A 24,058-nucleotide genomic window follows, 5' to 3' on the forward strand; every position below is an offset into this window, starting at 1 on the left:
GCACCTCCGGAGGACTGGGGCGTGGGGGCTGGTCCGCTCCGGGTACCCGGCGCCGGGCGTGGAAACCGGCGGACGTTTGGGGGGCCTGGCCAGGGGGACGCGGAAGGCTCCGCACGACGTCCGCGACAGCGCCGGAGGCGAACGTGAGTCGACCCCGCATCGTGATCGTCGGTGCCGGATTCGCCGGGTACCGGACGGCCCGAGCCCTGTCCCGGCTGGTACGGCACAAGGCCGAGATCACCCTGCTGAACCCGACCGACTACTTCCTGTATCTGCCCCTGCTGCCCCAGGTCGCCGCCGGGATCCTGGAACCCCGCCGGGTGTCCGTCTCCCTGTCCGGCACCCTGCCGCACGTCCGGCTGGTGCTCGGCGAGGCCGACTCCGTCGACCTGGACGGGCGGTCCGTGCACTACACCGACCCGGAGGGCGGGGGCGGCACGCTGGCGTACGACCGGCTGGTGCTCGCCGTCGGCAGCGTCAACAAGCTGCTGCCCATCCCGGGTGTGGCCGAGCACGCGCACGGTTTCCGGGGGTTGCCCGAGGCGCTGTACCTGCGCGACCACGTCACCCGGCAGGTGGAACTCGCCGCCACCGAGGACGACCCGAAGAGCCGCGCGGCGCGGTGCACCTTCGTGGTGGTCGGCGCCGGATACACCGGGACGGAGGTCGCCGCGCACGGGCAGATGTACACCGACGCGCAGGTCCGCAGGCACCCGCTGCGGCACGGCATGCGGCCGCGCTGGATGCTGCTCGACATCGCGCCGCGCGTCCTGCCCGAGATGCACGAACGGCTCGCGCAGACCGCCGACCGGGTGCTGCGGCAGCGGGGCGTCGAGGTGCGCATGGGGACCTCCGTGAAGGAGGCCACCCGGGACGGGGTGCTGCTGACCGACGGCGAGTTCGTGGACACCCGCACGCTGGTGTGGTGCGTCGGCGTACGGCCCGATCCGCTCGTCGAGTCCACCGGGCAGCCGCTGGAACGCGGCCGGCTCCTCGTCGACCCGCACCTCCAGGTGCCGGGCCGTCCCGAGGTGTTCGCGTGCGGCGACGCGGCCGCGGTGCCGGACCTGAACAACCCCGGCACGTACACGCCGATGACCGCGCAGCACGCCTGGCGGCACGGCAAGGTCGTGGCGCAGAACGTCGCCGCATCCCTCGGCGTCGGCGAGCGGCGCGCCTACCGCCACCGCGACCTGGGCTTCGTCGTCGACCTGGGCGGCACGAAGGCAGCCGCCAACCCGCTCGGCATCCCCCTGCCCGGCCCGCTGGCCGGAGCGGTCACCCGCGGCTACCACCTCGCGGCCATGCCCGGCAACCGCGTCCGCGTCGCCGCGGACTGGCTCCTGGACTCCGTACTCCCGCGCCAGGCAGTCCAGTTGGGACTCGTCCGGTCATGGTCGGTCCCCCTGGACACGGCCTCCCCGGAACTGGCCCGCGTCCCGGGCCGACCGGAGCCCCGTCAGACCGCGTCGACCGGCTCGGGCCCGGGGGCGGCCACGCCGGGCGACACCACCCCGGCCAGTGCTCCGCCATCGGAGCACATTGCCGAGCTGGCGAGGAACCAGCCGGGCGGTGAGCCCGCGAAGGGCGGGTTCGGCGGTGAGGCCGCCAGGAACCAGCCAGGCGGTGAGCCCGCCAGGAACCAACCCGGCGGTGAGCCCGCCAGGAATCGGTCCGGTGGTGGGCCGGCCAGGAATCGGTCCGGTGGTGAGCCCGCCAAGGGGCAGCCGGCCTCTGAGGCGGCCGGGAACCAACCCGGTGGCGAACCCCCGGGCCCAGTGAAGCGACATCCCGCGGAAGGAGACTCATGAATACCGACGAACTCGTCGAGTTGGCACAGCAGTTGCGTGTGGACAGTGTGCGTGCGGCCGATGCCGCGGGGTCCGGGCACCCGACGTCCTCGATGTCCGCCGCGGACCTGATGGCCGTACTGCTCGCGCACCACTTCCGCTATGACTTCGAGCGGCCCGCCCACCCCGGCAACGACCGCTTCGTGCTGTCCAAGGGGCACGCCTCGCCCCTCCTCTACGCCGCCTACAAGGCCGCCGGCGCCATCGAGGACGGCGAGCTGCTCACCTTCCGCAAACTGGGCAGCCGTCTTGAGGGGCATCCGACGCCGCGCAGGCTTCCGTGGGTCGAGACGGCCACCGGGTCGCTCGGCCAGGGGCTGCCCGTCGGCGTCGGCATCGCGCTCTCCGGTAAGCGGCTGGACCGCAACGGATACCGGGTGTGGGTGCTGTGCGGGGACAGTGAGCTGGCCGAGGGGTCGATCTGGGAGGCCGCCGAGCACGCGGCGTACGAGCATCTGGACAACCTCACCGCGATCGTCGACGTGAACCGCCTGGGACAGCGCGGACCGACCCGGCACGGGCACGACCTCGACGCCTACGCCCGCCGCTTCCAGGCCTTCGGCTGGCACACCATCGAGGTGGACGGACATGACGTGGACGCCGTCGACCGAGCGTACGGCGAGGCGGTCTCGACCAACGGACAGCCGACCGTGATCCTGGCCCGCACCCTCAAGGGCAAGGGCGTCGCCTCCGCCCAGGACCGCGAGGGACTGCACGGCAAGCCCCTCAAGGACGCCGACGAGGCGATCGCCGAACTCGGCGGCCCCCGCGACCTCCGCGTATACGTCCACGAGCCGACCGCCACCCGCATGCTGCACGCCGTGCGCGCCGGGCACTTCGAACTGCCCCGCTGGGAGAAGGGCTCCCCCGAGAAGGGGGTCGCCACCCGTGACGCCTACGGGCAGGCGCTCACCGCCCTCGGCACCGGCCGCAGCGACATCGTGGCCCTCGACGGCGAGGTCGGCGACTCCACCCGGGCCGAGTTCTTCGCCAAGGAGCACCCCGACCGGTACTTCGAGTGCTACATCGCCGAGCAGCAGATGGTCGCCGCCGCGGTGGGCCTCGCCTCCCGCGGCTGGGTGCCGTACGCCGCCACGTTCGCGGCCTTCCTGACCCGCGCGTACGACTTCGTGCGCATGGCGTCCGTCAGCGGCGCCGGCATCAACCTCGTCGGTTCGCACGCGGGCGTCGCCATCGGGCAGGACGGCCCGTCCCAGATGGGCCTGGAGGACCTGGCGATGATGCGGGCGGTGCACGGCTCGACCGTGCTGTACCCGTGCGACGCCAACCAGACCGCGCAGCTCGTCGCAGCGATGGCGGGCTGCGAGGGCATCCGGTATCTGCGCACCTCGCGCGGTGAGAGCCGAGTGATCTACGGCCCCGAGGAGGAGTTCCCCATCGGTGGCAGCAAGGTGCTGCGCTCCTCCGCGCACGACCGGCTGACCCTCGTCGCCGCGGGCGTCACCGTGGCCGAGGCGCTGGCCGCCGCCGACGCGCTGGAGCGGGACGGCATCCAGGCCCGCGTCATCGACCTCTACTCGGTCAAGCCCGTCGACCGGCGCACCCTGCGCCGCGCCGCCGAGGACACCGGCTGCCTGGTCACCGTCGAGGACCACCGCGAGGAGGGCGGCCTCGGCGACGCCGTCCTGGACGCGTTCCTCGACGGGCGGCCGGTACCGCGGCTGGTGCGCCTGGCCGTCCGTACGATGCCGGGCTCGGCCGCCCCGGACCAGCAACTGCACGCCGCGGGCATCGACGCCGAGTCGATCGCGGCGGCCGGGAAGCTGCTGGTGGAGGAGGCGGTCGTGCGGTGAGCGGCGATGTACGCACGGTGCGTGCCGGGCGCCGCACCGTGGAGGTCCACCGGGCCGACAAGGTGCTGTTCCCCGGCAACGGCGACGGCCGTGCGAAGGAGTACACCAAGGGCGATCTCGTCGACTACTACCGGTCCGCCGCCCCGCTCATGCTGCCCCATCTGCGCGGCCGCCCGCTGATGCTGGAACGCCATCCGGACGGCCTGGACGGCCCGCGCTTCATGCAGAAGAACACCCCCGACAACTATCCGGAGTGGATCAGCCGCATCGAGGTGCCCAAGGAGGGCGGCACCGTCTGCCACACCGTGTGCGACGACTTGGCCACCCTCCTCTACCTGGCCGACCAGGCCAGCCTCACCCTGCACCGCTGGCTGTCCCGGGTCGGCCACCTCCACCGGCCCGACCGGATGGTCTTCGACCTGGACCCGGCCGGTGACGACTTCGCTGCGGTGCGCGAGGCGGCCGTGCTGCTCGGGGAACTCCTCGACGAGCTGCAGCTCCCCTCGGCACTGATGACCACCGGCTCGCGCGGACTGCACGTCGTCGTGCCGCTGAACGGCCGGCACGGCTTCGACGCGGTCCGCGAGTTCGCCCGCGACGTCGCCGACACCCTGGCCGAGGCCCACCCCGACCGCCTCACCACCGCCGTACGCAAGAAGGAGCGCGGCGACCGGCTCTACCTCGACGTGGGCCGCAACGCCTACGCGCAGACCGCGGTCGCGCCCCTCGCCGTCCGCGCGCGGCCCGGCGCCCCGGTGGCCACCCCTCTCACCTGGGCCCAGCTGGACGACCCGGCGCTGACCGCCCGCCGCTGGACCGTCGCCGACGCCGTCGAGCAGGCCCGCACCGATCCCTGGGCCGGGGTCATGAGCCGTGGACGCTCCCTGGGACCGGCCCGGCGCAGGCTCGACGCGTTGCGTGGCTCCTGAAGGTTTGGCCAGCGCTATTGCGGCCACCCGGTCGCAGAGGTGGCCATGGCTGACACAAAAGACACCAGAAATTCGCAGAGTCCACGGGACTCCGACAAGGAGAACGCGGCGGACAACCGGCCGAGTCCCGTCGAGGTGCTGCGCCAGGCGCGTATGCAGCTCGCGGAGCTGACCGGCATGGCCGCCGAGAACGTCTCGTCCTTCGAGCAGACGGAGGACGGCTGGTCCCTGGAGGTCGAGGTCCTGGAGCTGGCCCGCGTGCCGGACACGATGAGCCTGATGGCGAGCTATCAGGTCGATCTGGACCCCGAGGGACAACTGACCGGCTACCGGCGCGTCCGCCGCTACGAACGCGGACGGGCCGACGCACACAGGCCCGGCGGCCGCTAGGCCGTCGTCCCGAACTCAACCCAGACAAGGAGGCGCGGTCGGCATGACCGTTGTCCCGGCACAGCAGAGCGGCGGAGGCGGCTCCAGTGGCCTTTACGACGTTCTGGAACTCGTCCTCGACAGGGGTCTCGTGATCGACGCGTTCGTGCGGGTCTCCCTGGTCGGCATCGAGATCCTCAAGATCGACGTACGTGTCGTCGTGGCCAGCGTCGACACCTATCTCCGCTTCGCCGAGGCGTGCAACCGCCTCGACCTGGAGGCAGGGCCGCGCAAGGATCCGGGCCTGCCCGACCTCGTCGGCGAGATCACCGAGTCCGGCGCCCGCGGCAAGTCCAAGGGCGCGCTCTCCGGAGCGGCGGAGACCATCTCCGACGCTTTCCAGCAAGCACGTGGTGAGGGCCGTGAGCGGGACACCGAGTCCCGGCCGCGCGCCCGCAAGACCACGTCCTCGCGCAGGAAGGAGGAGCAGGAGTGAGCACGTACGTGTATGGCATCACAGCGAGTTCGCATGCCGCGCTCCCCGAGGGCCTGAGCGGAGTCGGCGACCCGCCCCGCCCGGTTCGTGTCCTCCAGGAGGGCGACCTGGCGGCCGTCGTGAGCGACGCCCCCGAGGGGCTGCGGCCCAAGCGCAAGGACCTGCTCGCCCACCAGAGCGTGCTCGCCGAGGCGGGCGCGGAGGGCGTCGTACTGCCCATGCGGTTCGGCAGCGTGGCCGCGGACGACGACACGGTCACCGGCGTGCTCGCCGAACGCGCCGACCACTACAAGGAGCGGCTGCGCGCCCTGGACGGCAAGGTCGAGTACAACGTCAAGGCCACGCACCAGGAAGACGCCGTCCTGCACCGCGTGATGTCCGAGAACGCCGAGATCCGCGCCATGACCGAGGCCAACCGGAAGGCGGGCGGCGGCAGCTACGAACAGAAGCTGCAGCTCGGCGAGATGGTCGTGGCCGCCGTCAAGGACCGGGAGGCCGAGGACGCGGCCGCGGTGCAGAGCGCCCTGGAACCGGTCGCGGCCGCCGTGAGCGCGGGCCCCGAGTCCACCGGCTGGCTGGTGAACCTGTCCTTCCTGGTCGAGCGCGCATTGGCCGAGTCGTTCCTGGCCGAGGTGGAGCAGGTCCGCAAGGGCCATCCGCACATCGAGCTGCGCGTCAACGGCCCGCTGCCGCCGTACAGCTTCGTCGAGCCCGGTCCCGCGGAGCACGCGGGCAGCATCGCCGGCCCGGCCAGTACTCAGGGGTGAGGTCGTGGGACTGATCAAGGAGCTGGTCCTGTTGCCCTTCGCCCCGGTGCGCGGCAGCGCATGGGTGATCGAACAGGTCCTGCACGAGGCGGAACGGATCTACTACGACCCGGCCACCGTCAGGGCGGAACTCGGCCGGCTCGAGGAGCAGCTGGAGGCGGGCGAGATCGACGAGGAGGAGTTCGACCGACGGGAGGACGAGCTTCTGGACCGGCTGGACATCGGTCTGCGCGGTGGCGCGGCCCCAGGTGACGGGACGGCACGATGAACCGAGTGGGACTCGGCCTCGCGATAGGGGCCGGATACGTCCTCGGACGTACGAAGAAGATGAAACTGGCGTTCGCCGTCGGCACCCTGGTGGCGGGCAAGCGGATGCATCTGAGCCCGCGGGCGCTCGCGGACCTGGCGTCCCAGCAGCTGCAGAACAATCCGCAGTTCAAGGAGATCGGGGACCAGCTGCGCGAGGACCTGCGCGGCGTGGGCAAGGCGGCCTCGGGCGCGATGGTGGAGCGGCAGATCGACGCCCTCGCCGACCGCCTCCACGGACGTACCGCGCAGGTCCGCGACCAGCTCTCGGGCGCGACGGGCCGGGCGAAGGACCTCCTTGAGGACGAGGACGAGGACGAGAACGAGGAATCGGAGGAGGCCGAGGGGGAGGGTTCGCGGGACGACTACGCGGACGACTACGAGGACGAGGACGAGGAGCCGGCCGGCGAGGAGTCCGAGGAGGGGGAGCCGGCGGACGAGGAGGTCGACGAGGCGGAGAGTGAGGAGGAGCCTCCGGTCGACGAGGCCGAGCGGGGTCCGGCGCCCAAGCCTGCCAAGAAGGCCGCGAAGAAGTCCGCCAAGAAGGCCCCGGCCAAGAAGGCGGCCGCGAAGAGGTCACCGGCGAAGAAGGCGCCGGCCAAGAAGGCCGCGTCCCAACAGACGACGGCGAAGAAGTCCGCCACCAAGAGGACGGCCGCCCGCAAGACGGCCACCGCCAGGGGCGGGTCCCGCGCAGCCCGGGCCCGTCTGCCGAAGGGAGGCGGTGAGTGATGACCGAGACACTGGGATCCGCGACCTCCGCCGCGCGCGGCGCCAAAGAGGCGACCGGCCCACTGACCGACCTGGCCCACAGCGAGGCCGCCGACCGGCTCAAGGCCGAACTGCAGGAATACCTGGCCGCCCAGGCCACCCGCCTGCTGGCCGGGGCCGGCCGCAAACTCGGCGAGACCACCCTGAAGCTGAACGACATCGCCGAGGGGAACAGCCCGGGCTTCGCCAAGCTCGCCCTCGACGGCGGTCGCAAGCTCGCCGAGGGCAAGGGCCCCCTGCGCGCCGCGCTGGAGACCGGCGCCACCCGGGCCAAGGACAATGTCGTCGAGGCCTTCAAGAACCTCGGCGGAGGCAAGGGCAAGCGCAAGCGCGGGGCGGGCAACAAGCCGACGGTCATCATCGAGTCCGTCGACGTCGGCGTCCCCAAGCGCACCGCCTACGACCAGTGGACCCAGTACCAGGACTTCAGCACCTTCGCTAAGGGCGTCAAGAGCGCGAACCGCGCCGACGACACCGAGTCCGACTGGCAGCTCAAGGTCTTCTGGTCCAACCGCAGCTGGAAGGCGAAGACCACCGAGCAGGTTCCGGACGAGAAGATCTCCTGGACGTCCGAGGGCGGCAAGGGCACCACCAAGGGCGTCGTCTCCTTCCACCGGCTCGACGACAGCCTCACCCGCGTCCTGCTGGTCATCGAGTACTACCCCAAGGGCCTGTTCGAGAAGACCGGCAACCTCTGGCGCGCCCAGGGCCGCAGAGCCCGGCTCGACCTCAAGAACTTCGTCCGCTTCATCACTCTCAAGGGCGAGGCGGAGGACGGCTGGCGCGGCGAGATCAGCGACGGCGAGGTCGTCCGCAGCCATGAGGACGCGGTCGCCGAGGAGGAGAACGGGGAGTACGACGAGGAGGAGGAACCCAGCGGAGAGGAAGAGGAGTTCGAGGACGAGGACGAGGACGACGAGGAGGGTCAGGAAGAAGGAGAAGAAGAGCCCGAGGGCGAGTACGAAGAGGAAGACGAGGACGAGTACGAGGATGAGCAGGAACCCGAGTACGAGCCCGCCCACGGCGGGAGCCGTCGATGACCATGGCCGGCCGGCTGCCCGAGCCGTACGGATCCAGCGGCGGCAGCGCCAACCTCGCCGACATCCTCGAGCGCGTGCTGGACAAGGGCATCGTCATCGCCGGTGACATCCGGGTCAACCTGCTCGACATCGAACTCCTCACCATCAAGCTGCGGCTCATCGTCGCCTCGGTCGACAAGGCCAAGGAGATGGGCATCGACTGGTGGGAGACCGATCCGGCCTTGTCCTCCGGCGCCCGCCGCGACGAACTCGCCCAGGAGAACGCCGAGTTGCGGGAGCGGCTGGCCCGGCTTGAGCAGCTGGAGTCCGGCCGCGCCCAGAAGGAGGGCTCATGACCGGACTTCGCTACGTCTACGCCGTCTGCCACCCCTTCGGCGCCGCACTGCAGTCCCAGTTGAAGGGTGTGGCGGGTGATCCGCCCAGAATGCTGACCCACCACGGCCTCGTCGCCGTGGTCAGCCATGTGCCGGAGCGGGACTTCGCCGAAGCCCCGCTCCACGCCCATCTGGAGGACCTGGACTGGCTCACCGAGACCGCACGCCTCCACCAGGGCGTGATCGACGCGCTCACCGTCGTGACCACGCCCCTGCCGCTGCGACTCGGCACGGTCTTCCGGGACGACAGCGGCGTACGGGTCATGATGGAGGCGCGCGAGGACGGTTTCCGGCGCACCCTCGACCGGCTGGACGGGCGGGTGGAATGGGGCGTCAAGGTGTACGCCGACGCCGAGCCGGCCGAAACGGCCCGGCTGGTCGAGAAGGCCGCGTCGGGCCGGGACTATCTACAGCAGCGGCGGATGCGTGCGAGGGCGCACGAGGACCTGTGGGAGAAGGCTGAGACGTTCGCGACCCGGCTGCACACGACGCTGTCCTCGTACGCCGAGGATTCCCGGCTGCACGCCCCGCAGAATTCCGCGCTTTCCGCAGCGCCGGGACGGAATGTGCTCAACGCCGCCTATCTGGTGCCGCGCGACGACTCCGAGGAATTCGTGGAACTGGTGGACCGGGCGAAGGACGACATACCGGGAATGCGTGTCGAACTCACCGGCCCCTGGGCCGCGTATTCCTTTGTGGAGGAGGCACCGTGACCGTCGTCGAACGCCGTGAGGTCGCCCTCGTGGACCTGCTGGACCGGCTGCTGGCCGGCGGCGTCGTCGTCACGGGCGACATCACGCTGCGCATCGCGGACGTCGACCTCGTCCGCATCGACCTGAACGCGCTGATCAGCTCTGTCAACGAACAGGTGCCCGCGCCCTGGGGGGAACTCACGTGACCGCACACCGCAACCGGCTGGACCTGGAACCCGACACCGTCGAGCGTGACCTCGTCAAACTCGTGCTGACCGTGGTCGAGCTGCTGCGCCAGCTCATGGAGCGCCAGGCGCTGCGCCGCTTCGACACAGGGGATCTCAGCGAGGAGCAGGAGGAGCGGATCGGGCTCACGCTCATGCTGCTCGACGACCGCATGACCGAACTGCGCGAGCGCTACGGACTGCGGCCCGAGGACCTGAATCTGGACCTCGGGCCGCTCGGGCCGTTGCTTCCCCGGGACTGACTACCACCGTTGCTTCCCCGGGACTGACTACCAGCGGTACCAGCGCCCCCTGCCTCCGGCCGCTGTTGTGCCGCGCACCAGGAATCCCAGCAGCCACAGCACGATAACCGCCAGTGCAACCCACCACAGTATCTTCAGTGCGAATCCAGCGCCGAAAAGAATCAGCGCCAGGAGCAGTACGAGCAGAACAGCAACCATAATTCGAACCTCCTATTGACCGGGTATCCCGGAAATGGAGATTCAGGCGCCCTTTCGGCACAGAATCTCTCCGTGCAGCACACTGAACCAGCCGTCGTCCTGCGTGCCCCACTCCCGCCAGGCGTCCGACACGGCCCGCAGCTGCCCGGTCGTGGCGTGTCCGCCCTCCGTGGCCCGCTCCGCGTAGGCCGACGCGAGCGTACGGTCCGCCCACAGCCCGCTCCACCAGGCCCGCTCCTGCGGCGTGGCGAAGGTCCAGGTGCCGGAGGTGGCGGTGATGTCGCTCAGGCCCGCCCGCAGCGCCCAGGACTTCAGCCGCCGCCCGGCGTCCGGCTCGCCGCCGTTGGCGCGGGCCACCCGCCGGTACAGGTCCAGCCAGTCGTCCATCCCCTGGGACGCGGGATACCAGGTCATGGCCGCGTAGTCCGAGTCGCGGACGGCGATGAACCCGCCCGGCTTCGTCACCCGCGCCATCTCGCGAAGCGCCCGCACGGGGTCGCCGACGTGCTGCAGCACCTGGTGTGCGTGGACCACGCAGAAGGTGTCGTCGGGGTAGTCCAGGGCGTGCACGTCCGCGACCGCGAAGTCGACGTTGGCCAGGCCCCGTTCGGCGGCCGTGGCCCGGGCCTGGTCCAGGATCCCCGGCGCGTGGTCGACGCCGGTGACGTGCCCGTCGGGGACCAGCTCCGCCAGGTCGGCGGTGATCGTGCCCGGGCCGCAGCCGATGTCCAGGATCTTCATGTGGGGCTTCAGCGAACCGAGCAGATAGGCCGCGGAGTTGGCGGCGGTCCGCCAGGTGTGGGAGCGCAGCACCGACTCGTGGTGCCCGTGCGTGTAGACGGCGGTCTCCTGCGGCTTCGACATGGCTGAACTCCCCTGTTCGACGTCTTGTCGGTACGCATCACCGTACGCTCGCATGTCGAATGATGAGACCAGCGTTTTGCAATATGGACTGACGGGACGTCAGTTATTGGTGAGGGGGCGGTACACCGTGAGCGCCTCGGGGAGTTTCTCCAGTGTCACCTCGCCCTCCGCCTCGGTGACTTCGCCGTCATGGGCGAGAAGCGTGCCGGGGGCGACGTCCTCCAGGTGCAGGCGGCCCACCTGGACCGCCGCGTGGGCGGGAGAGCGGGTCAGCGGGCCCGCCAGCGCGGCCGCGAGCAGCCGCAGCGCGGGGCGGCGGCCGCCGTGCACCACCCGTACGTCGAGCTGCCCGTCCGCGAGGTCGAGCCGGCGGCCGGGCGCCAGGCCCATCCGGTGGTAGGTGCCGTTGCCGACGAACAGCAGCCACAGCGGGCGTGCCTGGCCGCGGACCTCGGCCTCCAGGGGATGCCGGCCGGTGCGCAGGACGCGCAGGGCCGCGAGCACCCCGGCCGGCCAGCCGCCGATCCGGCCCGACCAGCGGTCCCGCTCCCGCACCAGCTCCGGATAGACGCCCAGGCTGCAGGTGTTGAGGAAGACGCCCTGCTGCGTGCCGCAGTCGAACCGGCCGACGTCCACACGCACCGCCTCGCCCTGCTGGACCGCCCGGCTCAGATCGCGGACGTCCTCCACCCCCAGGTCGTAGGCGAAGTGGTTCAGGGTGCCGCCGGGCAGCACCGCGAGCGGCAGGTCGTGGCGCAGGGCGACCTCGGCGGCCGCGTTGACCGTGCCGTCGCCGCCGCACACGCCGAGCACCCGTGCATGGGCTGCCGCCTTCTCCAACTCGGCTCGCACATCGGCCGGTTCGCACTCGACGACCTCGGCCTTCGGCAGGCTGTCGTGCAGGGCGCGCACGCGATCGGCGGTGCCCGAGGCGACGTTGGCCACCAGGAACAGTCCCTCGCCGTCGGGCAGTGCCGGGACCTCGGCGCGGGGCCGGGCCGGCGGCAGAGCCCCCGCACGGGTCGGAACCAGGCCCCGTACGGCGAACGCGGCGCCCGCGCCCAGAGCCGCGCCCGCCAGCACGTCGCTCGGGAAGTGCACCCCCGTGTACACGCGGGAGAGCGCCACGGACCAGGCGACGGGAGCGACCACCGCACCCCAGGCCGGTGACTCCAGCGCGACGCCGGCCGCGAACGCGGCTGCCGACGCGGCGTGCCCGGACGGGAACGAGGTCGTGATCGGCTGCCGCTTCAGCTGCCGCACCAGCGGCACGGGATCCAGCACCGGCCGGGGGCGGCGCACCGAGCGCTTGCCGAGCGTGTTGATCGTCAGGGAGGCCAGGCTGAGCGAGGCGAGACCGCGCGCGGCGGCGCGGCGGGCCCGCGGGGTACGGCTCGCTGCCATGGCGGCCGCCGCCGCGAACCACAGCACACCGTGGTTCGCGCTCCGGCTCAGCCGGGGCAGCACCCGCTCGGCGGCCGGCCAGTTCCGCTCGGCGGCGAACTCGAAGAGACGGCAGTCGAGCGCGAGCAGCCGGTTGCGCAGCGGGTGCGGGCCGGGCTTCGGGACGGTGAGGTCGACATCGGGGCTCATGCGGTCACGGGTACCCTGAAGTGCCCGTTTCTTGTCCCGCGGGCGCTGATCGACACCCGGAGGGCCCCTGTATGCGTCTGCTCCTCATACGCCACGGTCAGACCCCCTCGAACGTCGATTTCCTGCTCGACACCGCCGTCCCGGGCCCTGGGTTGACCGCACTCGGCGAGCAGCAGGCCGCCGCCCTCCCCGCGGCGCTCGCCGACGAGGACATCGAGGCCCTGTACGCCTCCACCCTGGTGCGTACGCAGCTCACCGCCGCCCCGCTGGCCGCCGCCCGCGGCCTGGAGGTCCTGGTCCGGGACGGCATCCGCGAGCTCACCGCGGGCGACCTGGAGATGCTGCCCGGCGACACCGAGCAGGGCGCGCTCTACATGAAGACCGTCTTCGCGTGGGCGGCCGGGGACACCGAGCTGCGGATGCCGGGCGGCGAGAGCGGCGCCGAGGCGCTGGCCCGCTACGACGACGTCGTCGCGGAGGCCGCGGACAGCGGCGCCGGGACAGTCGCCATGGTCAGTCACGGCGCGGCGATCCGCATGTGGACCGCGGCCCGCGCCGACAACGTCGACGTCCCCTTCGCCGCCGCGCGCCCCCTGGACAACACCGGCGTGGTGATCCTGGAGGGCTCGCCCGCCGACGGCTGGAAGGCCCTGTCGTGGGCGGGCGCCGTGGTGGCCCCGGCGGGCGAGGGCGGACCCGCGGGGCGCCCGCTCGACGAAACCCCATAAGCGTTTGCCGGACCCCGGGCGTGGCCCGCAGAATGCCTCCTCATGGGACATCTGGAAGCCGCGCACCTCGAGTACCACCTCCCCGACGGGAGGGCCCTGCTCGGCGATGTGTCGTTCCGGGTGGGCGAAGGCGCCGTAGTGGCGCTCGTCGGCCCCAACGGCGCCGGCAAGACGACCCTGCTGCGGCTGATCTCCGGCGAGCTGAAACCGCACGGCGGCACCGTCACCGTCGGTGGCGGCCTCGGCGTGATGCGGCAGTTCGTGGGGTCCGTACGGGACGAGACGACCGTACGGGACCTGCTGGTGTCCGTGGCGCCGCCCCGTATCCGCGAGGCCGCGCAGGCCGTCGACAAGGCCGAGCACGGCATCATGACGGTCGACGACGAGGCGGCCCAGCTGCAGTACGCGCAGGCCCTCGCGGACTGGGCCGAGGCGCGCGGGTACGAGGCGGAGACGCTGTGGGACATGTGCACCACGGCGGCGCTCGGGGTGCCCTACGAGAAGGCGCAGTTCCGGCAGGTGCGCACGCTGTCCGGCGGTGAGCAGAAGCGGCTCGTGCTGGAGGCGCTGCTGCGCGGCACCGACGAGGTGCTGCTGCTCGACGAGCCCGACAACTACCTCGACGTGCCCGGCAAGCGCTGGCTGGAGGAGCGGCTGAAGGAGACCCGCAAGACGGTCCTGTTCGTCTCCCACGACCGCGAACTCCTCGCCCGCGCCGCGGAGAAGATCGTCTCGGTGGAGCCCTCGCCCGCCGGGGCCGACGCCTGGGTGCACGGCGGCGGCTTCGCCACCTACCACGACGCCCGGCGCGAACGCTTCGCCCGCTTCGAGGAGCTGCGCCGCCGCTGGGACGAGAAGCACGCCCAGCTGAAGAAGCTGGTCCTGAACCTCCGTCAGGCGGCCTCCATCAGCCATGAACTGGCGTCCCGCTATCAGGCCGCGCAGACCCGGCTGCGCAAGTTCGAGGAGGCGGGCCCGCCGCCCGAGCCGCCGCGCGAGCAGGACATCAGGATGCGGATCAAGGGCGGCCGTACCGGAGTAAGAGCCGTCACCTGCAAGGGACTTGAGCTGACCGGCCTGATGAAACCCTTCGACCTGGAGGTCTTCTACGGCGAGCGGGTCGCCGTCCTCGGCTCCAACGGTTCCGGCAAGTCGCACTTCCTGCGGCTGCTGGCCGGCGACGAGGTGGCGCACACGGGGGAGTGGAGGCTCGGGGCGCGGGTCGTGCCGGGGCACTTCGCGCAGACGCACGCCCACCCCGAGCTGCAGGGCCGCAGGCTGCTGGACATCCTGTGGCAGGAACACTCCCAGGACCGGGGCGCCGCCATGTCCCGCCTGCGGCGCTACGAGCTCACGAACCAGGCGGAGCAGACCTTCGACCGGCTGTCCGGCGGGCAGCAGGCCCGGTTCCAGATCCTGCTCCTCGAGCTGGAGGGCGTCACGGCTCTGCTGCTGGACGAGCCGACCGACAACCTCGACCTGGAGTCCGCGGAAGCGCTTCAGGAGGGGCTGGAGGCCTTCGACGGCACGGTTCTTGCGGTCACTCATGACCGCTGGTTCGCTCGGTCCTTCGACCGGTATCTGGTGTTCGGCAGTGACGGGCGTGTGCGGGAGAGTGTCGAGCCGGTGTGGGACGAGCGGCGTGTGGAGCGGGTGCGGTAGCCCGGCGGCCGGGGGCCAGGGGGCTGCTGCCCCCACGGCCCCCGCTTCGGCCCTCAAGGGGCCTCGTCCTCACACGCCGGACGGGCTGATTTCGTCACGTCCAGCGCAGCAGTGCACCCAGGCCTCCTGCCGGGATCTGGCCGCCGGACGCCTCTGCCGCCGGGGTCAGCGAAAGGGCCGGGGCGCCTGTCGTCACCGCTGAGCGGATCAGGGCGTCGTCCGCGCGGGCCGGCCAGGAGCGCTGTTCGCCGAGGATCTTCAGGTCCGTGCGGCGGACCGCCAGCTGGTCGGGGTGCTCGCCGATCCACACCTCCCGGTGGGTGTCGGGGCCGTCGGGGCGGATCAGCAGCTCGTCGATGCGGTGCTCGCGGGCGGCCTCGACCAGGGCGGGAACGCCCTCCACGGCCCCCGAGCGCCCTTCGGTGTCCGGTCGGCGAGCCGCCAGGAACCGCTCCAGCTCCCGCTCGGCCCGCTGCCGTACGTGCTCCGTGCGGGCCTGCTCGACGTCCTCGTCGAGCAGCCTGCTGCCGCTGCCGTGCGGGGCCTCGACGGCCATGTCCTGCAGCCGCCGGGGCAGCCGGTCGTGCACGGCCCGCTTCTCCCGCTCCTCACCCACCAGAACCAGCAGGTCGGCGCGGGTCTCCTCCTGGCAGACGACGAGCGCGTCGGCGATCTCGGCCGCGTTGTGCTCCCAGGTGTTCTCCACCTTGAGCTGGAAGTGCCGCACCGACCAGTTCGCCGTGGTCGTGCGGTGTCCGGGCCACTGCCGCCCGGTGACCGTGCCCGCCTCACGCCGGCCCAGCGAGGTGCGCAGCTCGAAGTCCGCGCCCTTGCGGTCGACGTACGCCACCACGCAGACCGGGTCCTCGCCGGCCAGCTCCAGCAGGGGCGCGGTGTGCGGCAGCGGCGCCCAGTGGGCGCTGTCTCACTGCGGGGGCCGGGCCAGGTGGGGGTACCTCCCATGCCGTTCAGGCAGTGGGGGAGGGTCCAGCACGATCTCGCCGGCGTGGGCGAAAAGGGCACGCCCGTTCGGCTCGGAGGAGTGCTGCAGTTCGTCCAGGGCATCGAGGACGGCCTGGCACGTCGCCTGGTCCGCCCCCTGCCGTTCGAGGTCGCGGGCGAGCGCCACCGCCGTCAGGTGGCGCTCGTGGGGCGTGTCCTCCGTATGCCGGGAGGTGTCGACGTACACGGAGGCCCAGGGGCCCTGATGTTCGTAGAGTGGATGCAGAAAGGCGAGATCCATGGTTCTCTCCCGGATGCCGCTTGGGACTGGCGTTCACCGGGCGGGTACCCGGACCGCATGGACGAACACGACGAGCGGGGTGCCACCATGACCGGAGTCGACCCCAGCCGGCTGGACGACCAGCAGCTCATGAAGGAGCTGGAGACGATCCACCGCACGCGCCACGACACGCTGCTGTACGGCTCGACCGACGCGCTGCGGGCCCACAACGATCGCATGGCCCAGCTGGAGGGCGAGTTCCTGCGCCGCAACCCGCGGCGCATGGTCGCCGCGGGCCGCACCCGAGAAGGGGCACGGGACCGCACGTGCGGGGAGTCGGCGACTCCCCGCACGTGACCCACGGCGCCTGCTCAGTGGCGTACCGGCGGCCGATCCCAATGCCGGTGCGCCGCCATCGCATCGACGAACGCCCGTACGAACTCGGTGTCCGCGGTGCCCGGTGACGTGTCCGTCACCACGCCCCGGTCGGACACCGTGTGCCCGGACCCGGTGGACAGCCGCAGGCCGTCGGGTTCCAGGGCCGACAGGACGCCCACGCCCGAGCCGAGCGCGCCCACCGGCTTGCCGTGCCGGTAGGCGTCCCGCACGAAGCGCAGCGCGTCCGGGTCCGTGGCCGCGGGCGGCGTTCCGTCCGGCCCGCCGGGCAGCAGGACCGCGTCGTACAGCACGGAGGCGACGGTCGGCAGGGCGCGGTCGACGGTGTACGAGGCACCGTCGGTACCGGTGACCGTGCCGTCCGTCGGCGCCAGCGCCTCGACGATCGCGCCCTCGGCCGCCAGCGCCTCCCGTACGGAGGCCACCTGCTCGGCGTCCACGCCGTCGGTGACGAGGACCGCGATCTGCCGGGTGCGGATCGAGCCGTCGCCGCGCAGTGACTCGATGCTGAGTGCGGGCGAGGCGAGCTTGTACGTCCCCGGCTCGGCGCCGTCCGGCTCCGGCACCCCGATGCCGCGCGCCACCTCGCTCGCCAACCCCCCGTCCACCTTGGCCAGTTGCTCGACCGTGCGGGCGCGGACCGTCATCGCGTCGACCTTGCCGAGCTCGAACCGGAAGGCCGCCACGATGTGCTGCTTCTCCCAGTCCGCCATGCTGTGGAAGAACATCGCGGGCTGGCTGTAGTGGTCCTTGAAGCTCTCGCTGCGCTTGCGGATCTTGGCGCCGTCGACGCGTTCCGCATAGTGCGTGTAGGCGTTCGCGTCCACCCCGGCGTGGGCCGGGCAGCCGCCGCCGAGGGAGTTCGGGAAGTAGTTCGTGCCCCGGTGGATCGCGCTCTGGTGGTAGCCGTCGCGCTGGTTGGTGCGCACGGGTGCCACCGGCCGGTTGACCGGGATCTGCGCGAAGTTGGGGCCGCCGAGCCGGATCAACTGGGTGTCCAGATAGGAGAAGTTGCGCGCCTGGAGCAGCGGGTCGTTGGTGAAGTCGATGCCGGGGACCACGTTGCCGGTGTGGAAGGCGACCTGCTCCGTCTCCGCGAAGAAGTTCTCCGGGTTGCGGTTGAGGACCATCCGGCCGATCGGACGGACCGGCACCTGCTCCTCCGGGATGATCTTCGTCGCGTCCAGCAGGTCGAAGTCGAAGGCGAACTCGTCCTCCTCCGGCACGAGTTGGACGCCCAGCTCCCACTCCGGGTACTCGCCCGCCTCGATCGCGTCCCACAGGTCACGCCGGTTGAAGTCCGGGTCGCGTCCCTGGCACTCTTGTGCCTCGTCCCACACCAGCGAGTGCACGCCCAGCTTCGGCTTCCAGTGGAACTTCACGAAGGTGCCGCGCCCGTCGGCGTTCACGAACCGGAAGGTGTGCACGCCGAAGCCCTGCATCATGCGGTAGCTGCGCGGGATCGCCCGGTCCGACATCAGCCACATGATCGCGTGCAGCGTCTCCGGCTGCAGCGACACGAAGTCCCACAGGGTGTCGTGCGCGGAGGCGCCCGTCGGGATGTCGTTGTGCGGCTCCGGCTTCACCGCGTGCACGAAGTCGGGGAACTTGATGCCGTCCTGGATGAAGAAGACCGGGAAGTTGTTCCCGACCAGGTCGTAATTGCCCTCCGACGTGTAGAACTTGGTAGCGAAGCCTCGTACGTCCCGCACGGTGTCCGCCGAGCCGCGCGGCCCCTGCACCGTCGAGAACCGGACGAAGACCGGCGTCTGCACGGCGGGGTCCTGCAGGAAGGCGGCGCGCGTGAACTCCGCGCAGGACTCGTACGGTTCGAAGTAGCCGTACGCGCCCGCGCCCCGCGCGTGCACCACCCGCTCCGGGATCCGTTCGTGGTCGAAGTGGGTCAGCTTCTCGCGGAAGTGGAAGTCCTCCATCAGGGTCGGACCGCGCTCGCCTGCGGCCAGCGAGTCGTCGGTGTGGTCGACCTCGACGCCCTGGTCGGTGGTGAGCGGCCCGCCCGCCGGGTCGTCGGCGTGGAAGGACTCGCGCTGCTGCTGCTTCCGGTCGGCGGGGGAGCCCATCAGCCGGCCCCCTCTGCGAACACATGCAGGAAGGCGTCGCAGAACGCCTTCAGGTCGTCCGGCTTGCGGCTGGTGACCAGCTTGCCGGCGCCGTTGTCGTCGATCTTCACCTGCTCGTCGACCCAGGTGCCGCCCGCGTTGCGGATGTCGGTCTGCAGGCTCGGCCAGGAGGTCAGCTCACGGCCCCGTACGACGTCCGCCTCGACCAGCGTCCACGGGGCGTGGCAGATCGCGGCGACGGGCCGGCCCCGGTCGAAGAAGTCCCGTACGAACGCGACCGCCTTCTCGTCCATGCGGAGGAAGTCGGGGTTGGCCACGCCGCCCGGCAGGACCAGCCCGCCGAAGGAGCCGGCCGACGTCTCGCCCACGACCTCGTCCACCGGGAAGGTGTCCGCCTTGTCGAGGTGATCGAACGCCTGGATCTCACCGGACTTCGTCGACACCAGCACGGGCTCGTGGCCGGCGTCCTTCGCCGCCTGCCACGGTTCGGTGAGCTCGATCTGCTCCACGCCCTCGGGTGCGGTCAGGAATGCGATACGCATGAGGGTTCAACTCCTTTCACAGCACGCCAGTCGGCCTCGTCGGTCGTGGCGCGCTTCTTGTCGCGGCGGCCCGCGCGCACACAGCGCACGAGTTCCTCGCCGTGCGGCAGCACCACACAGGCGGCGATCGCGGCGGCGATGTCCGCGAGACAGCCGAGGGACAGCGGGCGGCGGCGCGGCCCCGGACGCCAGGCGTCGCCGCCGCTTCGGCCGCCGCGGAGCAGGCTCTTGACCTGGTCCGCGTGCAGACACATCAGCGCGGACAGCGCGCCGTAGGGCAGCGCCTCCAGGAAGCTGTGGATGTGCTGCTCCAGTGGCGTGATCTCACGGTCGCTCTCCACCGCCGTACGGACATCCCACAGCGGGGCCGCCTCGTGCACCGCCGCGCCCCCCAACTGCACCGTCAGGAGCAGCGGGTTGACCTCGTGGCGCAAGATCAGCGCGATGGGGATGCCCACCTCGGTCATCATCGACGTGGGGGCACCTCCCGCGCCCTCAAGGCAGTGGGGGAGGATCAGCGACTCCTTGCTGCCCGCCGTGTCCTCGATGCGGCTGCGCCGGTGCATCACCCGGTCGGCGAGACCGGGCACGATCCAGCCGGGCAGCAGCCCGTACAGCAGATGCCGGGTGGTCACATCACCGACGTCGACCTTGACGCCGGTCGCACTGGTCTCGGCGGCCTGGTCCCCGCTCATACGGTGCCCCGGCCGTCCGGCACGGCACGGCTGATCTCGGCGAGCGCCGAGTCCGGGTCCTGCACCGTGGCCAGATCACCGAGGCTCACCATCCCGACCGGGAGCCCGTCCTCCACGACCGGCAGCCGGCGGACGGCGTGCGCGCGCATCAGCGCCACGGCGGCCGGGACGGGATCGTCCGGGCCGACCAGCACCGGATCCGCCGTGCACACGGACTGCGCGCTCACCGTCAGCGGATCGGCGCCGTCCGCCACCGCCCGCACGGTGATGTCACGATCGGTGAGCACCCCCACGACCTGCTGCCCGTCGGCCACCAGCACGTCACCGATGCCCTGCGACCGCATGAGCTGCGCCGCCTCGACGAGTGACGCGTCCGGGCGGACGGCGACCACGCCCGGCGTCATGACCTCCCTGACGAAATCAGCGATCACTGCCATCACTGTGGGTCCTTCCTCCGTTCCCGGCTCCCGGCCGTCGGCGGCGTGACGCCGCCCGCAGTACCCCTGCGCCGGGGGCCCATGCGTCCCGGCGGACCCCGTACCTCGGCAAGGCGCAGGATCCGGCCGTGCCGGTCTACGTCCGTCGCTCCCGCCCAGTCCCGGCGAGGGCCTCCGCCAGCTCCTGGACGGTGGCATAGCGCGCCGCGCGGGGCAGCCGCTCCACCGGGTCGATCAGGGCGTCGGGCGCATACGCCCGGCGCAGCGCGTGGGCGAGTTCGCGAGGGCCGGCGGGGAACACGTGGCGGTTCAGGTGCCGGGCCAGTTCCGTCCGGACCGCCGCCAGGGACGCGCGGGAGCGTCCCGGTGCGATCGGACCGCCCGCGACCTCCGGGTCGTCGTCGGCGGTGGGCTCCGGGTCGTGCCATTCCTCGGTCCGCGTGGGGTGCCCGGACCGGAGCAGACCCTGAAGTTCGTGCTTCATCTCTTCGTCACGGTGGACGCTCAGCCGGTCACTGCCTCGCTGCATGATTCCCTCCAGATCTTCGGGGGACCACCGCGTACCCGCGGACCGGAGGCCGACACAGGGTTTGCGCCCCGAAAGCCGGGAACCCGTCACCAGCCCTCCACGCACATCCTCGGGGAGGAAACGGCCATGGCACTGCTTGCCGTGATCATCCCGCTTCTCATGCTCGGCATGGTGCTCGCACTCGGCCGTTACGAGGAGCTTCTGCTACCCGTCAAGAAGGCCGACCCGGGCGATGACGCCCCGGTCGGCCCACTCGGCGCGACAGTGCCACTCCCGGTCCTACAGGGCCCGCGGCGCCCGGTCCGCATGGTTGCTTCAGGAACGAACGCGTTCAGGCCCGCGCGCCGGAACCGCCGCCGCCACCCGTCCCCGCACCCTCCGCGCTGACCCTCGGCCCGGCCGCCTCCAGCAGGGCCTCCAGCTGCCGCAGCGGCTCGGCGCCGGCGATCCGCAGGACGACGGTGTCCGCACCGGCTGCCGCGAGTTCGCCGATCCGCTGGGCGGCCTGGGAGGCGGGTCCGGCGACGGTGAACACCTCGTCCCGCGGGCGGCCGAGCCAGGCGGCGTGACCTTCGATGTGCGGGTGCAGGGCGCGGGCCACCTCGTCGGCGTCGTCACCGACGGAGGCGAAGGCGAGCACCGTCAGGGTGTGCCCGGGCGAGGCGCCGCCCTTGGCCGTCAGCGCACGGGCGTTCTCCAGATCGCCGGGGCCGTGGCCCTCGGTGATCACGGTGCCGTCCGCGACCCGGCCGGACAGTTCGAGCGAACGGGGGCGTACGACGCCCGCGACCACCGGCGGCACCTCGGCCGGTGGATGCACCAACCGGACGCCGTCCAGACGGACTTCACGACCCGCCAGCTCCACCCGCCCCCCGCGCAGCAGGGTGCGCACCGCGGTGACCGTCTCCTCCAGCAGAGCGAGCGGCGAGCGCGGCGCGACGCCCACCTGTGCCATCCACTCCCGCACCCCGTGGCCTATCCCGGCCACCAGCCGCCCCGGGAACACCCGTGCCAGCGTGGCCAGTTCCATCGCCAGCAGCGCCGGGCTGCGCAGCGGGGCAGGCGCGATGCCGAGGCCCACCCGGATGCGTTCGGTCGCGCCCAGCGCCACGGCCGCCGCCGACACCCCGCCGTTCCACCCGAGGTCCTCGACCACCCACAGGTCGTCCACGCCGAGAGCCTCGGCCCGCCGCGCGAACCCGGGCAGTTCCTCCGGCGCCCAGTCGCGGTCGTACATCACACCGATCCGTACGTTCGTCATCCTCGGAACCTATGTGCTGGTGACATGCCGATCAACGGCGTTTCCAGCAGCGGAGTCCGGGGTGTCGGACAAGGAACGGCCCCATGCTCGGGCCGCGCGCTTCGTGCCGGCCCCAGGCGTCAACGCGGTACGGGCTAGTGCTTCTCCCGCCCCGGCAGGAACTCCTGCACCTTCGCCTTCAGCCCCTGCTTGATCATGGAGCCGCGGTCCGCGTCGCCCTTCAGGATCGAGGCGGCGGTCGCCTCCATCTGCTCCCAGGTGGCGTGCGGCGGGATCGGCGGGACCGCGGGGTCCGTCAGGAACTCGATCACCGCGGGGCCGTCCGCCTCCAGACCGGCCCGCCAGCCCGCCTCGACGTCCTCCGGCTTCTCCACCCGGATGCCGGTCAGACCCAGCGAACGGGCGAACGCCGCGTACTGCACGTCCGGGATCTCCTGCGAGGGCAGGAAGGACGGAGCGCCCTCCATGGCCCGCATCTCCCAGGTGACCTGGTTGAGATCGTGGTTGTTGAACACGGCGATGACAAGCCGCGGATCCTCCCACAGGTCCCGGTACTTGGCGGCGGTGATCAGCTCCGCCATGCCGTTCATCTGCATCGCACCGTCCCCGACCAGCGCGATCGCGGGCCGGTCCGGATGCGCGAACTTCGCACCGATCGCGTACGGCACCCCGCAGCCCATCGTCGCGAGCGTGCCGGACAGCGAGGAGCGCATCCCCGGCTTCATCGTCAGGTGCCGTGCGTACCAGTTGGCCGCCGAACCCGAGTCGGAACTGACGATCGCGTCGGCCGGCAACAGTGCGTCCAGCGCATGGACGACGTACTCCGGGTTGATCGGATCGGCCGACAGCTCCGCCCGCCGCCCCATCACCTCGCGCCAGCGCGTCACGTTCGCGCACACCTGATCGTGCCACTCGCGCCCGCGGTCCTCACTGAGCAGCGGGATCAGCGCCTGAAGGGTCGCCTTCGCGTCGCCCACGAGATTCACCTCGTACGGGTAACGCATCCCGACCATGTGCGGATCGATGTCGATCTGCACCCCGCGCGCCTTGCCGAAGTCCGGCATGAACTGCGTGTACGGGAAGGACGAACCGATGGTCAGCAGGGTGTCGCAGTCCCGCATCAGCTCGTACGACGGGCGCGTGCCCAGCAGGCCGATCGAGCCGGTGACGTAGGGGAGTTCGTCGCTGAGGACGTCCTTGCCGAGCAGCGCCTTGGCCACGCCGGCCTTCAGCAGCCCGGCGATCTGCTCCACCTCGGCGCGCGCCCCTGCGGCGCCCTGACCGACCAGGATCGCCACCTTGTCACCGGAGTTGAGGATCTCTGCCGCCTGCTGGACGGACTCCTCGGACGGGACCGCCGTCCAGGTGGAGCGGCCCAGGCTGGAGGGCACCATCTTGAACTCGTGCGTGGGCGGGGAGTAGTCGAGCTCCTGGACGTCCCCCGGGACGATGATCGCGGTGGGGGCGCGGCGGGCGTACGCGGTGCGGATCGCGCGGTCGATGACGTTGGGCAGCTGCTCGGGGACCGTCACCGTCTCGATGAAGTCCGAGGCGACGTCCTTGAACAGGGTGTGCAGATCGACCTCCTGCTGGTACGAGCCGCCCATCGCCGTGCGGTGCGTCTGGCCGACGATCGCAAGCACCGGCACATGGTCGAGCTTGGCGTCGTAGAGGCCGTTGAGCAGGTGGATCGCTCCGGGCCCCGAGGTCGCCGCGCACACTCCGAGACGGCCGCTGAACTTGGCGTAGCCGACCGCCTCGAACGCGGACATCTCCTCGTGCCGGGACTGGACGAAACGAGGCTTGTTCTCGGCGCGGCCCCAGGCGGCCAGCAGGCCGTTGATGCCGTCTCCTGGGTAGCCGAAGACATGGTCCACACCCCACTCGCGCAGTCGCTGCAGAATGTGGTCGGAGACCTTGGTGCTCATGTGTCGACCTCCCGGGCCTTGACGTGA

Annotated in this window: 26 protein-coding genes and 1 pseudogene; 16 read left to right on the top strand and 11 right to left on the bottom strand. The window is 71.6% G+C overall.

Annotation, left to right across the window (positions count from 1 at the left end):
- Positions 1-143 precede the first annotated feature (143 nt).
- From LJ657_RS26650 to LJ657_RS26710, 13 genes are read left to right on the top strand one after another with little or no spacing between them, the layout of a single operon-like run.
- Positions 144-1,811 carry an NAD(P)/FAD-dependent oxidoreductase gene (locus LJ657_RS26650; RefSeq protein WP_232651279.1) on the top strand — a complete coding sequence of 556 codons (1,668 nt, stop codon included), beginning with the start codon at positions 144-146 and terminating at the stop codon, positions 1,809-1,811.
- Positions 1,808-3,664, top strand: a complete 1,857-nt coding sequence (locus LJ657_RS26655) for a transketolase (RefSeq protein ID WP_232651280.1) — start codon at positions 1,808-1,810, stop codon at positions 3,662-3,664. The genes LJ657_RS26650 and LJ657_RS26655 overlap by 4 nt, the downstream gene beginning before the upstream one ends.
- Complete coding sequence (ligD, locus tag LJ657_RS26660) at positions 3,661-4,593, top strand: non-homologous end-joining DNA ligase (RefSeq protein ID WP_232651281.1); 933 nt, start codon at positions 3,661-3,663, stop codon at positions 4,591-4,593. Before LJ657_RS26655 ends, ligD begins: the two co-directional genes overlap by 4 nt.
- A 45-nt stretch (positions 4,594-4,638) precedes the next feature.
- The gene (locus LJ657_RS26665; RefSeq protein ID WP_232651282.1) at positions 4,639-4,983 is read left to right on the top strand and encodes a gas vesicle protein GvpO; all 345 of its coding nucleotides are present in this window, start codon (positions 4,639-4,641) and stop codon (positions 4,981-4,983) included.
- 43 nt (positions 4,984-5,026) lie between these two features.
- On the top strand, positions 5,027-5,458 hold the full coding sequence (locus LJ657_RS26670; protein ID WP_232651283.1) for a gas vesicle structural protein GvpA: 432 nt from the start codon (positions 5,027-5,029) through the stop codon (positions 5,456-5,458).
- Positions 5,455-6,225, top strand: a complete 771-nt coding sequence (locus LJ657_RS26675) for a GvpL/GvpF family gas vesicle protein (protein WP_232651284.1) — start codon at positions 5,455-5,457, stop codon at positions 6,223-6,225. The genes LJ657_RS26670 and LJ657_RS26675 overlap by 4 nt, the downstream gene beginning before the upstream one ends.
- 4 nt (positions 6,226-6,229) lie before the next feature.
- Positions 6,230-6,493 (top strand): gas vesicle protein GvpG, encoded by a 264-nt coding sequence (locus tag LJ657_RS26680; protein WP_232651285.1) that lies wholly within the window; start codon positions 6,230-6,232, stop codon positions 6,491-6,493.
- Complete coding sequence (locus tag LJ657_RS26685; protein ID WP_232651286.1) at positions 6,490-7,263, top strand: DNA primase; 774 nt, start codon at positions 6,490-6,492, stop codon at positions 7,261-7,263. Before LJ657_RS26680 ends, LJ657_RS26685 begins: the two co-directional genes overlap by 4 nt.
- A complete protein-coding gene (locus LJ657_RS26690) occupies positions 7,263-8,342 on the top strand; it encodes an SRPBCC family protein (RefSeq protein ID WP_232651287.1) in 1,080 nt (359 codons plus the stop codon). Before LJ657_RS26685 ends, LJ657_RS26690 begins: the two co-directional genes overlap by 1 nt.
- On the top strand, positions 8,339-8,677 hold the full coding sequence (locus LJ657_RS26695; protein ID WP_232651288.1) for a gas vesicle protein: 339 nt from the start codon (positions 8,339-8,341) through the stop codon (positions 8,675-8,677). The genes LJ657_RS26690 and LJ657_RS26695 overlap by 4 nt, the downstream gene beginning before the upstream one ends.
- Positions 8,674-9,429, top strand: a complete 756-nt coding sequence (locus LJ657_RS26700; RefSeq protein WP_232651289.1) for a GvpL/GvpF family gas vesicle protein — start codon at positions 8,674-8,676, stop codon at positions 9,427-9,429. Before LJ657_RS26695 ends, LJ657_RS26700 begins: the two co-directional genes overlap by 4 nt.
- The gene (locus LJ657_RS26705) at positions 9,426-9,614 is read left to right on the top strand and encodes a gas vesicle protein (protein WP_232651290.1); all 189 of its coding nucleotides are present in this window, start codon (positions 9,426-9,428) and stop codon (positions 9,612-9,614) included. The genes LJ657_RS26700 and LJ657_RS26705 overlap by 4 nt, the downstream gene beginning before the upstream one ends.
- Positions 9,611-9,895, top strand: a complete 285-nt coding sequence (locus tag LJ657_RS26710; protein ID WP_232651291.1) for a gas vesicle protein K — start codon at positions 9,611-9,613, stop codon at positions 9,893-9,895. Before LJ657_RS26705 ends, LJ657_RS26710 begins: the two co-directional genes overlap by 4 nt.
- Positions 9,896-9,922: 27 nt before the next feature.
- On the opposite strand, the gene LJ657_RS26715 is transcribed toward LJ657_RS26710, so the two are convergent.
- The 3 genes from LJ657_RS26715 to LJ657_RS26725 form a co-directional block, all read right to left on the bottom strand.
- Positions 9,923-10,093 carry a hydrophobic protein gene (locus LJ657_RS26715; protein ID WP_232651292.1) on the bottom strand — a complete coding sequence of 57 codons (171 nt, stop codon included), beginning with the start codon at positions 10,091-10,093 and terminating at the stop codon, positions 9,923-9,925.
- Positions 10,094-10,135: 42 nt separating this feature from the next.
- Entirely contained in the window at positions 10,136-10,957 is an 822-nt protein-coding gene (locus LJ657_RS26720; protein ID WP_232651293.1) for a class I SAM-dependent methyltransferase, read from the bottom strand.
- Between the two features lie 99 nt (positions 10,958-11,056).
- Positions 11,057-12,550: a bifunctional phosphatase PAP2/diacylglycerol kinase family protein gene (locus tag LJ657_RS26725; protein WP_232651294.1), complete on the bottom strand. Its 1,494-nt coding sequence runs from the start codon at positions 12,548-12,550 to the stop codon at positions 11,057-11,059.
- A gap of 71 nt (positions 12,551-12,621) precedes the next feature.
- Here LJ657_RS26725 and LJ657_RS26730 point away from each other — a divergent pair, with 71 nt between their 5' ends.
- Positions 12,622-13,278, top strand: coding sequence for a histidine phosphatase family protein (locus tag LJ657_RS26730; protein WP_232651295.1), 657 nt, complete (start codon positions 12,622-12,624; stop codon positions 13,276-13,278).
- Positions 13,279-13,320: 42 nt separating this feature from the next.
- Positions 13,321-14,940 (top strand): ATP-binding cassette domain-containing protein, encoded by a 1,620-nt coding sequence (locus LJ657_RS26735; RefSeq protein ID WP_232651296.1) that lies wholly within the window; start codon positions 13,321-13,323, stop codon positions 14,938-14,940.
- A 94-nt stretch (positions 14,941-15,034) separates the two neighbouring features.
- On the opposite strand, the pseudogene LJ657_RS26740 reads toward LJ657_RS26735, so the two are convergent.
- Positions 15,035-16,183: pseudogene (locus tag LJ657_RS26740) on the bottom strand (baeRF2 domain-containing protein).
- A gap of 57 nt (positions 16,184-16,240) precedes the next feature.
- Here LJ657_RS26740 and LJ657_RS26745 point away from each other — a divergent pair.
- Complete coding sequence (locus LJ657_RS26745; protein ID WP_232651297.1) at positions 16,241-16,519, top strand: DUF6158 family protein; 279 nt, start codon at positions 16,241-16,243, stop codon at positions 16,517-16,519.
- 14 nt (positions 16,520-16,533) lie between these two features.
- On the opposite strand, the gene LJ657_RS26750 is transcribed toward LJ657_RS26745, so the two are convergent.
- The 7 genes from LJ657_RS26750 to LJ657_RS26780 form a co-directional block, all read right to left on the bottom strand.
- On the bottom strand, positions 16,534-18,639 hold the full coding sequence (locus LJ657_RS26750) for a catalase (protein WP_232651298.1): 2,106 nt from the start codon (positions 18,637-18,639) through the stop codon (positions 16,534-16,536).
- Complete coding sequence (locus tag LJ657_RS26755) at positions 18,639-19,181, bottom strand: type 1 glutamine amidotransferase domain-containing protein (RefSeq protein ID WP_232651299.1); 543 nt, start codon at positions 19,179-19,181, stop codon at positions 18,639-18,641. Before LJ657_RS26755 ends, LJ657_RS26750 begins: the two co-directional genes overlap by 1 nt.
- Positions 19,163-19,876, bottom strand: a complete 714-nt coding sequence (locus tag LJ657_RS26760) for a diguanylate cyclase (RefSeq protein WP_232651300.1) — start codon at positions 19,874-19,876, stop codon at positions 19,163-19,165. The genes LJ657_RS26755 and LJ657_RS26760 overlap by 19 nt, the downstream gene beginning before the upstream one ends.
- Positions 19,873-20,313 (bottom strand): CBS domain-containing protein, encoded by a 441-nt coding sequence (locus tag LJ657_RS26765; RefSeq protein ID WP_232651301.1) that lies wholly within the window; start codon positions 20,311-20,313, stop codon positions 19,873-19,875. The genes LJ657_RS26760 and LJ657_RS26765 overlap by 4 nt, the downstream gene beginning before the upstream one ends.
- Before the next feature lie 136 nt (positions 20,314-20,449).
- Positions 20,450-20,842, bottom strand: coding sequence for a DUF2795 domain-containing protein (locus LJ657_RS26770; RefSeq protein WP_232651302.1), 393 nt, complete (start codon positions 20,840-20,842; stop codon positions 20,450-20,452).
- 331 nt (positions 20,843-21,173) lie between these two features.
- Complete coding sequence (locus LJ657_RS26775) at positions 21,174-22,103, bottom strand: LLM class flavin-dependent oxidoreductase (RefSeq protein WP_232651303.1); 930 nt, start codon at positions 22,101-22,103, stop codon at positions 21,174-21,176.
- 134 nt (positions 22,104-22,237) lie between these two features.
- On the bottom strand, positions 22,238-24,031 hold the full coding sequence (locus LJ657_RS26780; RefSeq protein WP_232651304.1) for a thiamine pyrophosphate-requiring protein: 1,794 nt from the start codon (positions 24,029-24,031) through the stop codon (positions 22,238-22,240).
- Positions 24,032-24,058: the final 27 nt, after the last annotated feature.

This window comes from Streptomyces guryensis, from assembly GCF_021261325.1.
Taxonomy (GTDB): Bacteria; Actinomycetota; Actinomycetes; order Streptomycetales; family Streptomycetaceae; genus Streptomyces; species Streptomyces guryensis.

Coding starts and splice junctions, on each gene's coding strand:
- LJ657_RS26655 (WP_232651280.1), top strand. CDS start 1,808: ATGAATACCGACGAACTCGTCGAGTTGGCACAGCAGTTGCGTGTGGAC.
- LJ657_RS26665 (WP_232651282.1), top strand. CDS start 4,639: ATGGCTGACACAAAAGACACCAGAAATTCGCAGAGTCCACGGGACTCC.
- LJ657_RS26670 (WP_232651283.1), top strand. CDS start 5,027: ATGACCGTTGTCCCGGCACAGCAGAGCGGCGGAGGCGGCTCCAGTGGC.
- LJ657_RS26685 (WP_232651286.1), top strand. CDS start 6,490: ATGAACCGAGTGGGACTCGGCCTCGCGATAGGGGCCGGATACGTCCTC.
- LJ657_RS26690 (WP_232651287.1), top strand. CDS start 7,263: ATGACCGAGACACTGGGATCCGCGACCTCCGCCGCGCGCGGCGCCAAA.
- LJ657_RS26695 (WP_232651288.1), top strand. CDS start 8,339: ATGACCATGGCCGGCCGGCTGCCCGAGCCGTACGGATCCAGCGGCGGC.
- LJ657_RS26700 (WP_232651289.1), top strand. CDS start 8,674: ATGACCGGACTTCGCTACGTCTACGCCGTCTGCCACCCCTTCGGCGCC.
- LJ657_RS26715 (WP_232651292.1), bottom strand. CDS start 10,093: ATGGTTGCTGTTCTGCTCGTACTGCTCCTGGCGCTGATTCTTTTCGGC.
- LJ657_RS26720 (WP_232651293.1), bottom strand. CDS start 10,957: ATGTCGAAGCCGCAGGAGACCGCCGTCTACACGCACGGGCACCACGAG.
- LJ657_RS26725 (WP_232651294.1), bottom strand. CDS start 12,550: ATGAGCCCCGATGTCGACCTCACCGTCCCGAAGCCCGGCCCGCACCCG.
- LJ657_RS26730 (WP_232651295.1), top strand. CDS start 12,622: ATGCGTCTGCTCCTCATACGCCACGGTCAGACCCCCTCGAACGTCGAT.
- LJ657_RS26735 (WP_232651296.1), top strand. CDS start 13,321: ATGGGACATCTGGAAGCCGCGCACCTCGAGTACCACCTCCCCGACGGG.
- LJ657_RS26745 (WP_232651297.1), top strand. CDS start 16,241: ATGGACGAACACGACGAGCGGGGTGCCACCATGACCGGAGTCGACCCC.
- LJ657_RS26750 (WP_232651298.1), bottom strand. CDS start 18,639: ATGGGCTCCCCCGCCGACCGGAAGCAGCAGCAGCGCGAGTCCTTCCAC.
- LJ657_RS26755 (WP_232651299.1), bottom strand. CDS start 19,181: ATGCGTATCGCATTCCTGACCGCACCCGAGGGCGTGGAGCAGATCGAG.
- LJ657_RS26760 (WP_232651300.1), bottom strand. CDS start 19,876: ATGAGCGGGGACCAGGCCGCCGAGACCAGTGCGACCGGCGTCAAGGTC.
- LJ657_RS26765 (WP_232651301.1), bottom strand. CDS start 20,313: ATGGCAGTGATCGCTGATTTCGTCAGGGAGGTCATGACGCCGGGCGTG.
- LJ657_RS26770 (WP_232651302.1), bottom strand. CDS start 20,842: ATGCAGCGAGGCAGTGACCGGCTGAGCGTCCACCGTGACGAAGAGATG.
- LJ657_RS26775 (WP_232651303.1), bottom strand. CDS start 22,103: ATGACGAACGTACGGATCGGTGTGATGTACGACCGCGACTGGGCGCCG.
- LJ657_RS26780 (WP_232651304.1), bottom strand. CDS start 24,031: ATGAGCACCAAGGTCTCCGACCACATTCTGCAGCGACTGCGCGAGTGG.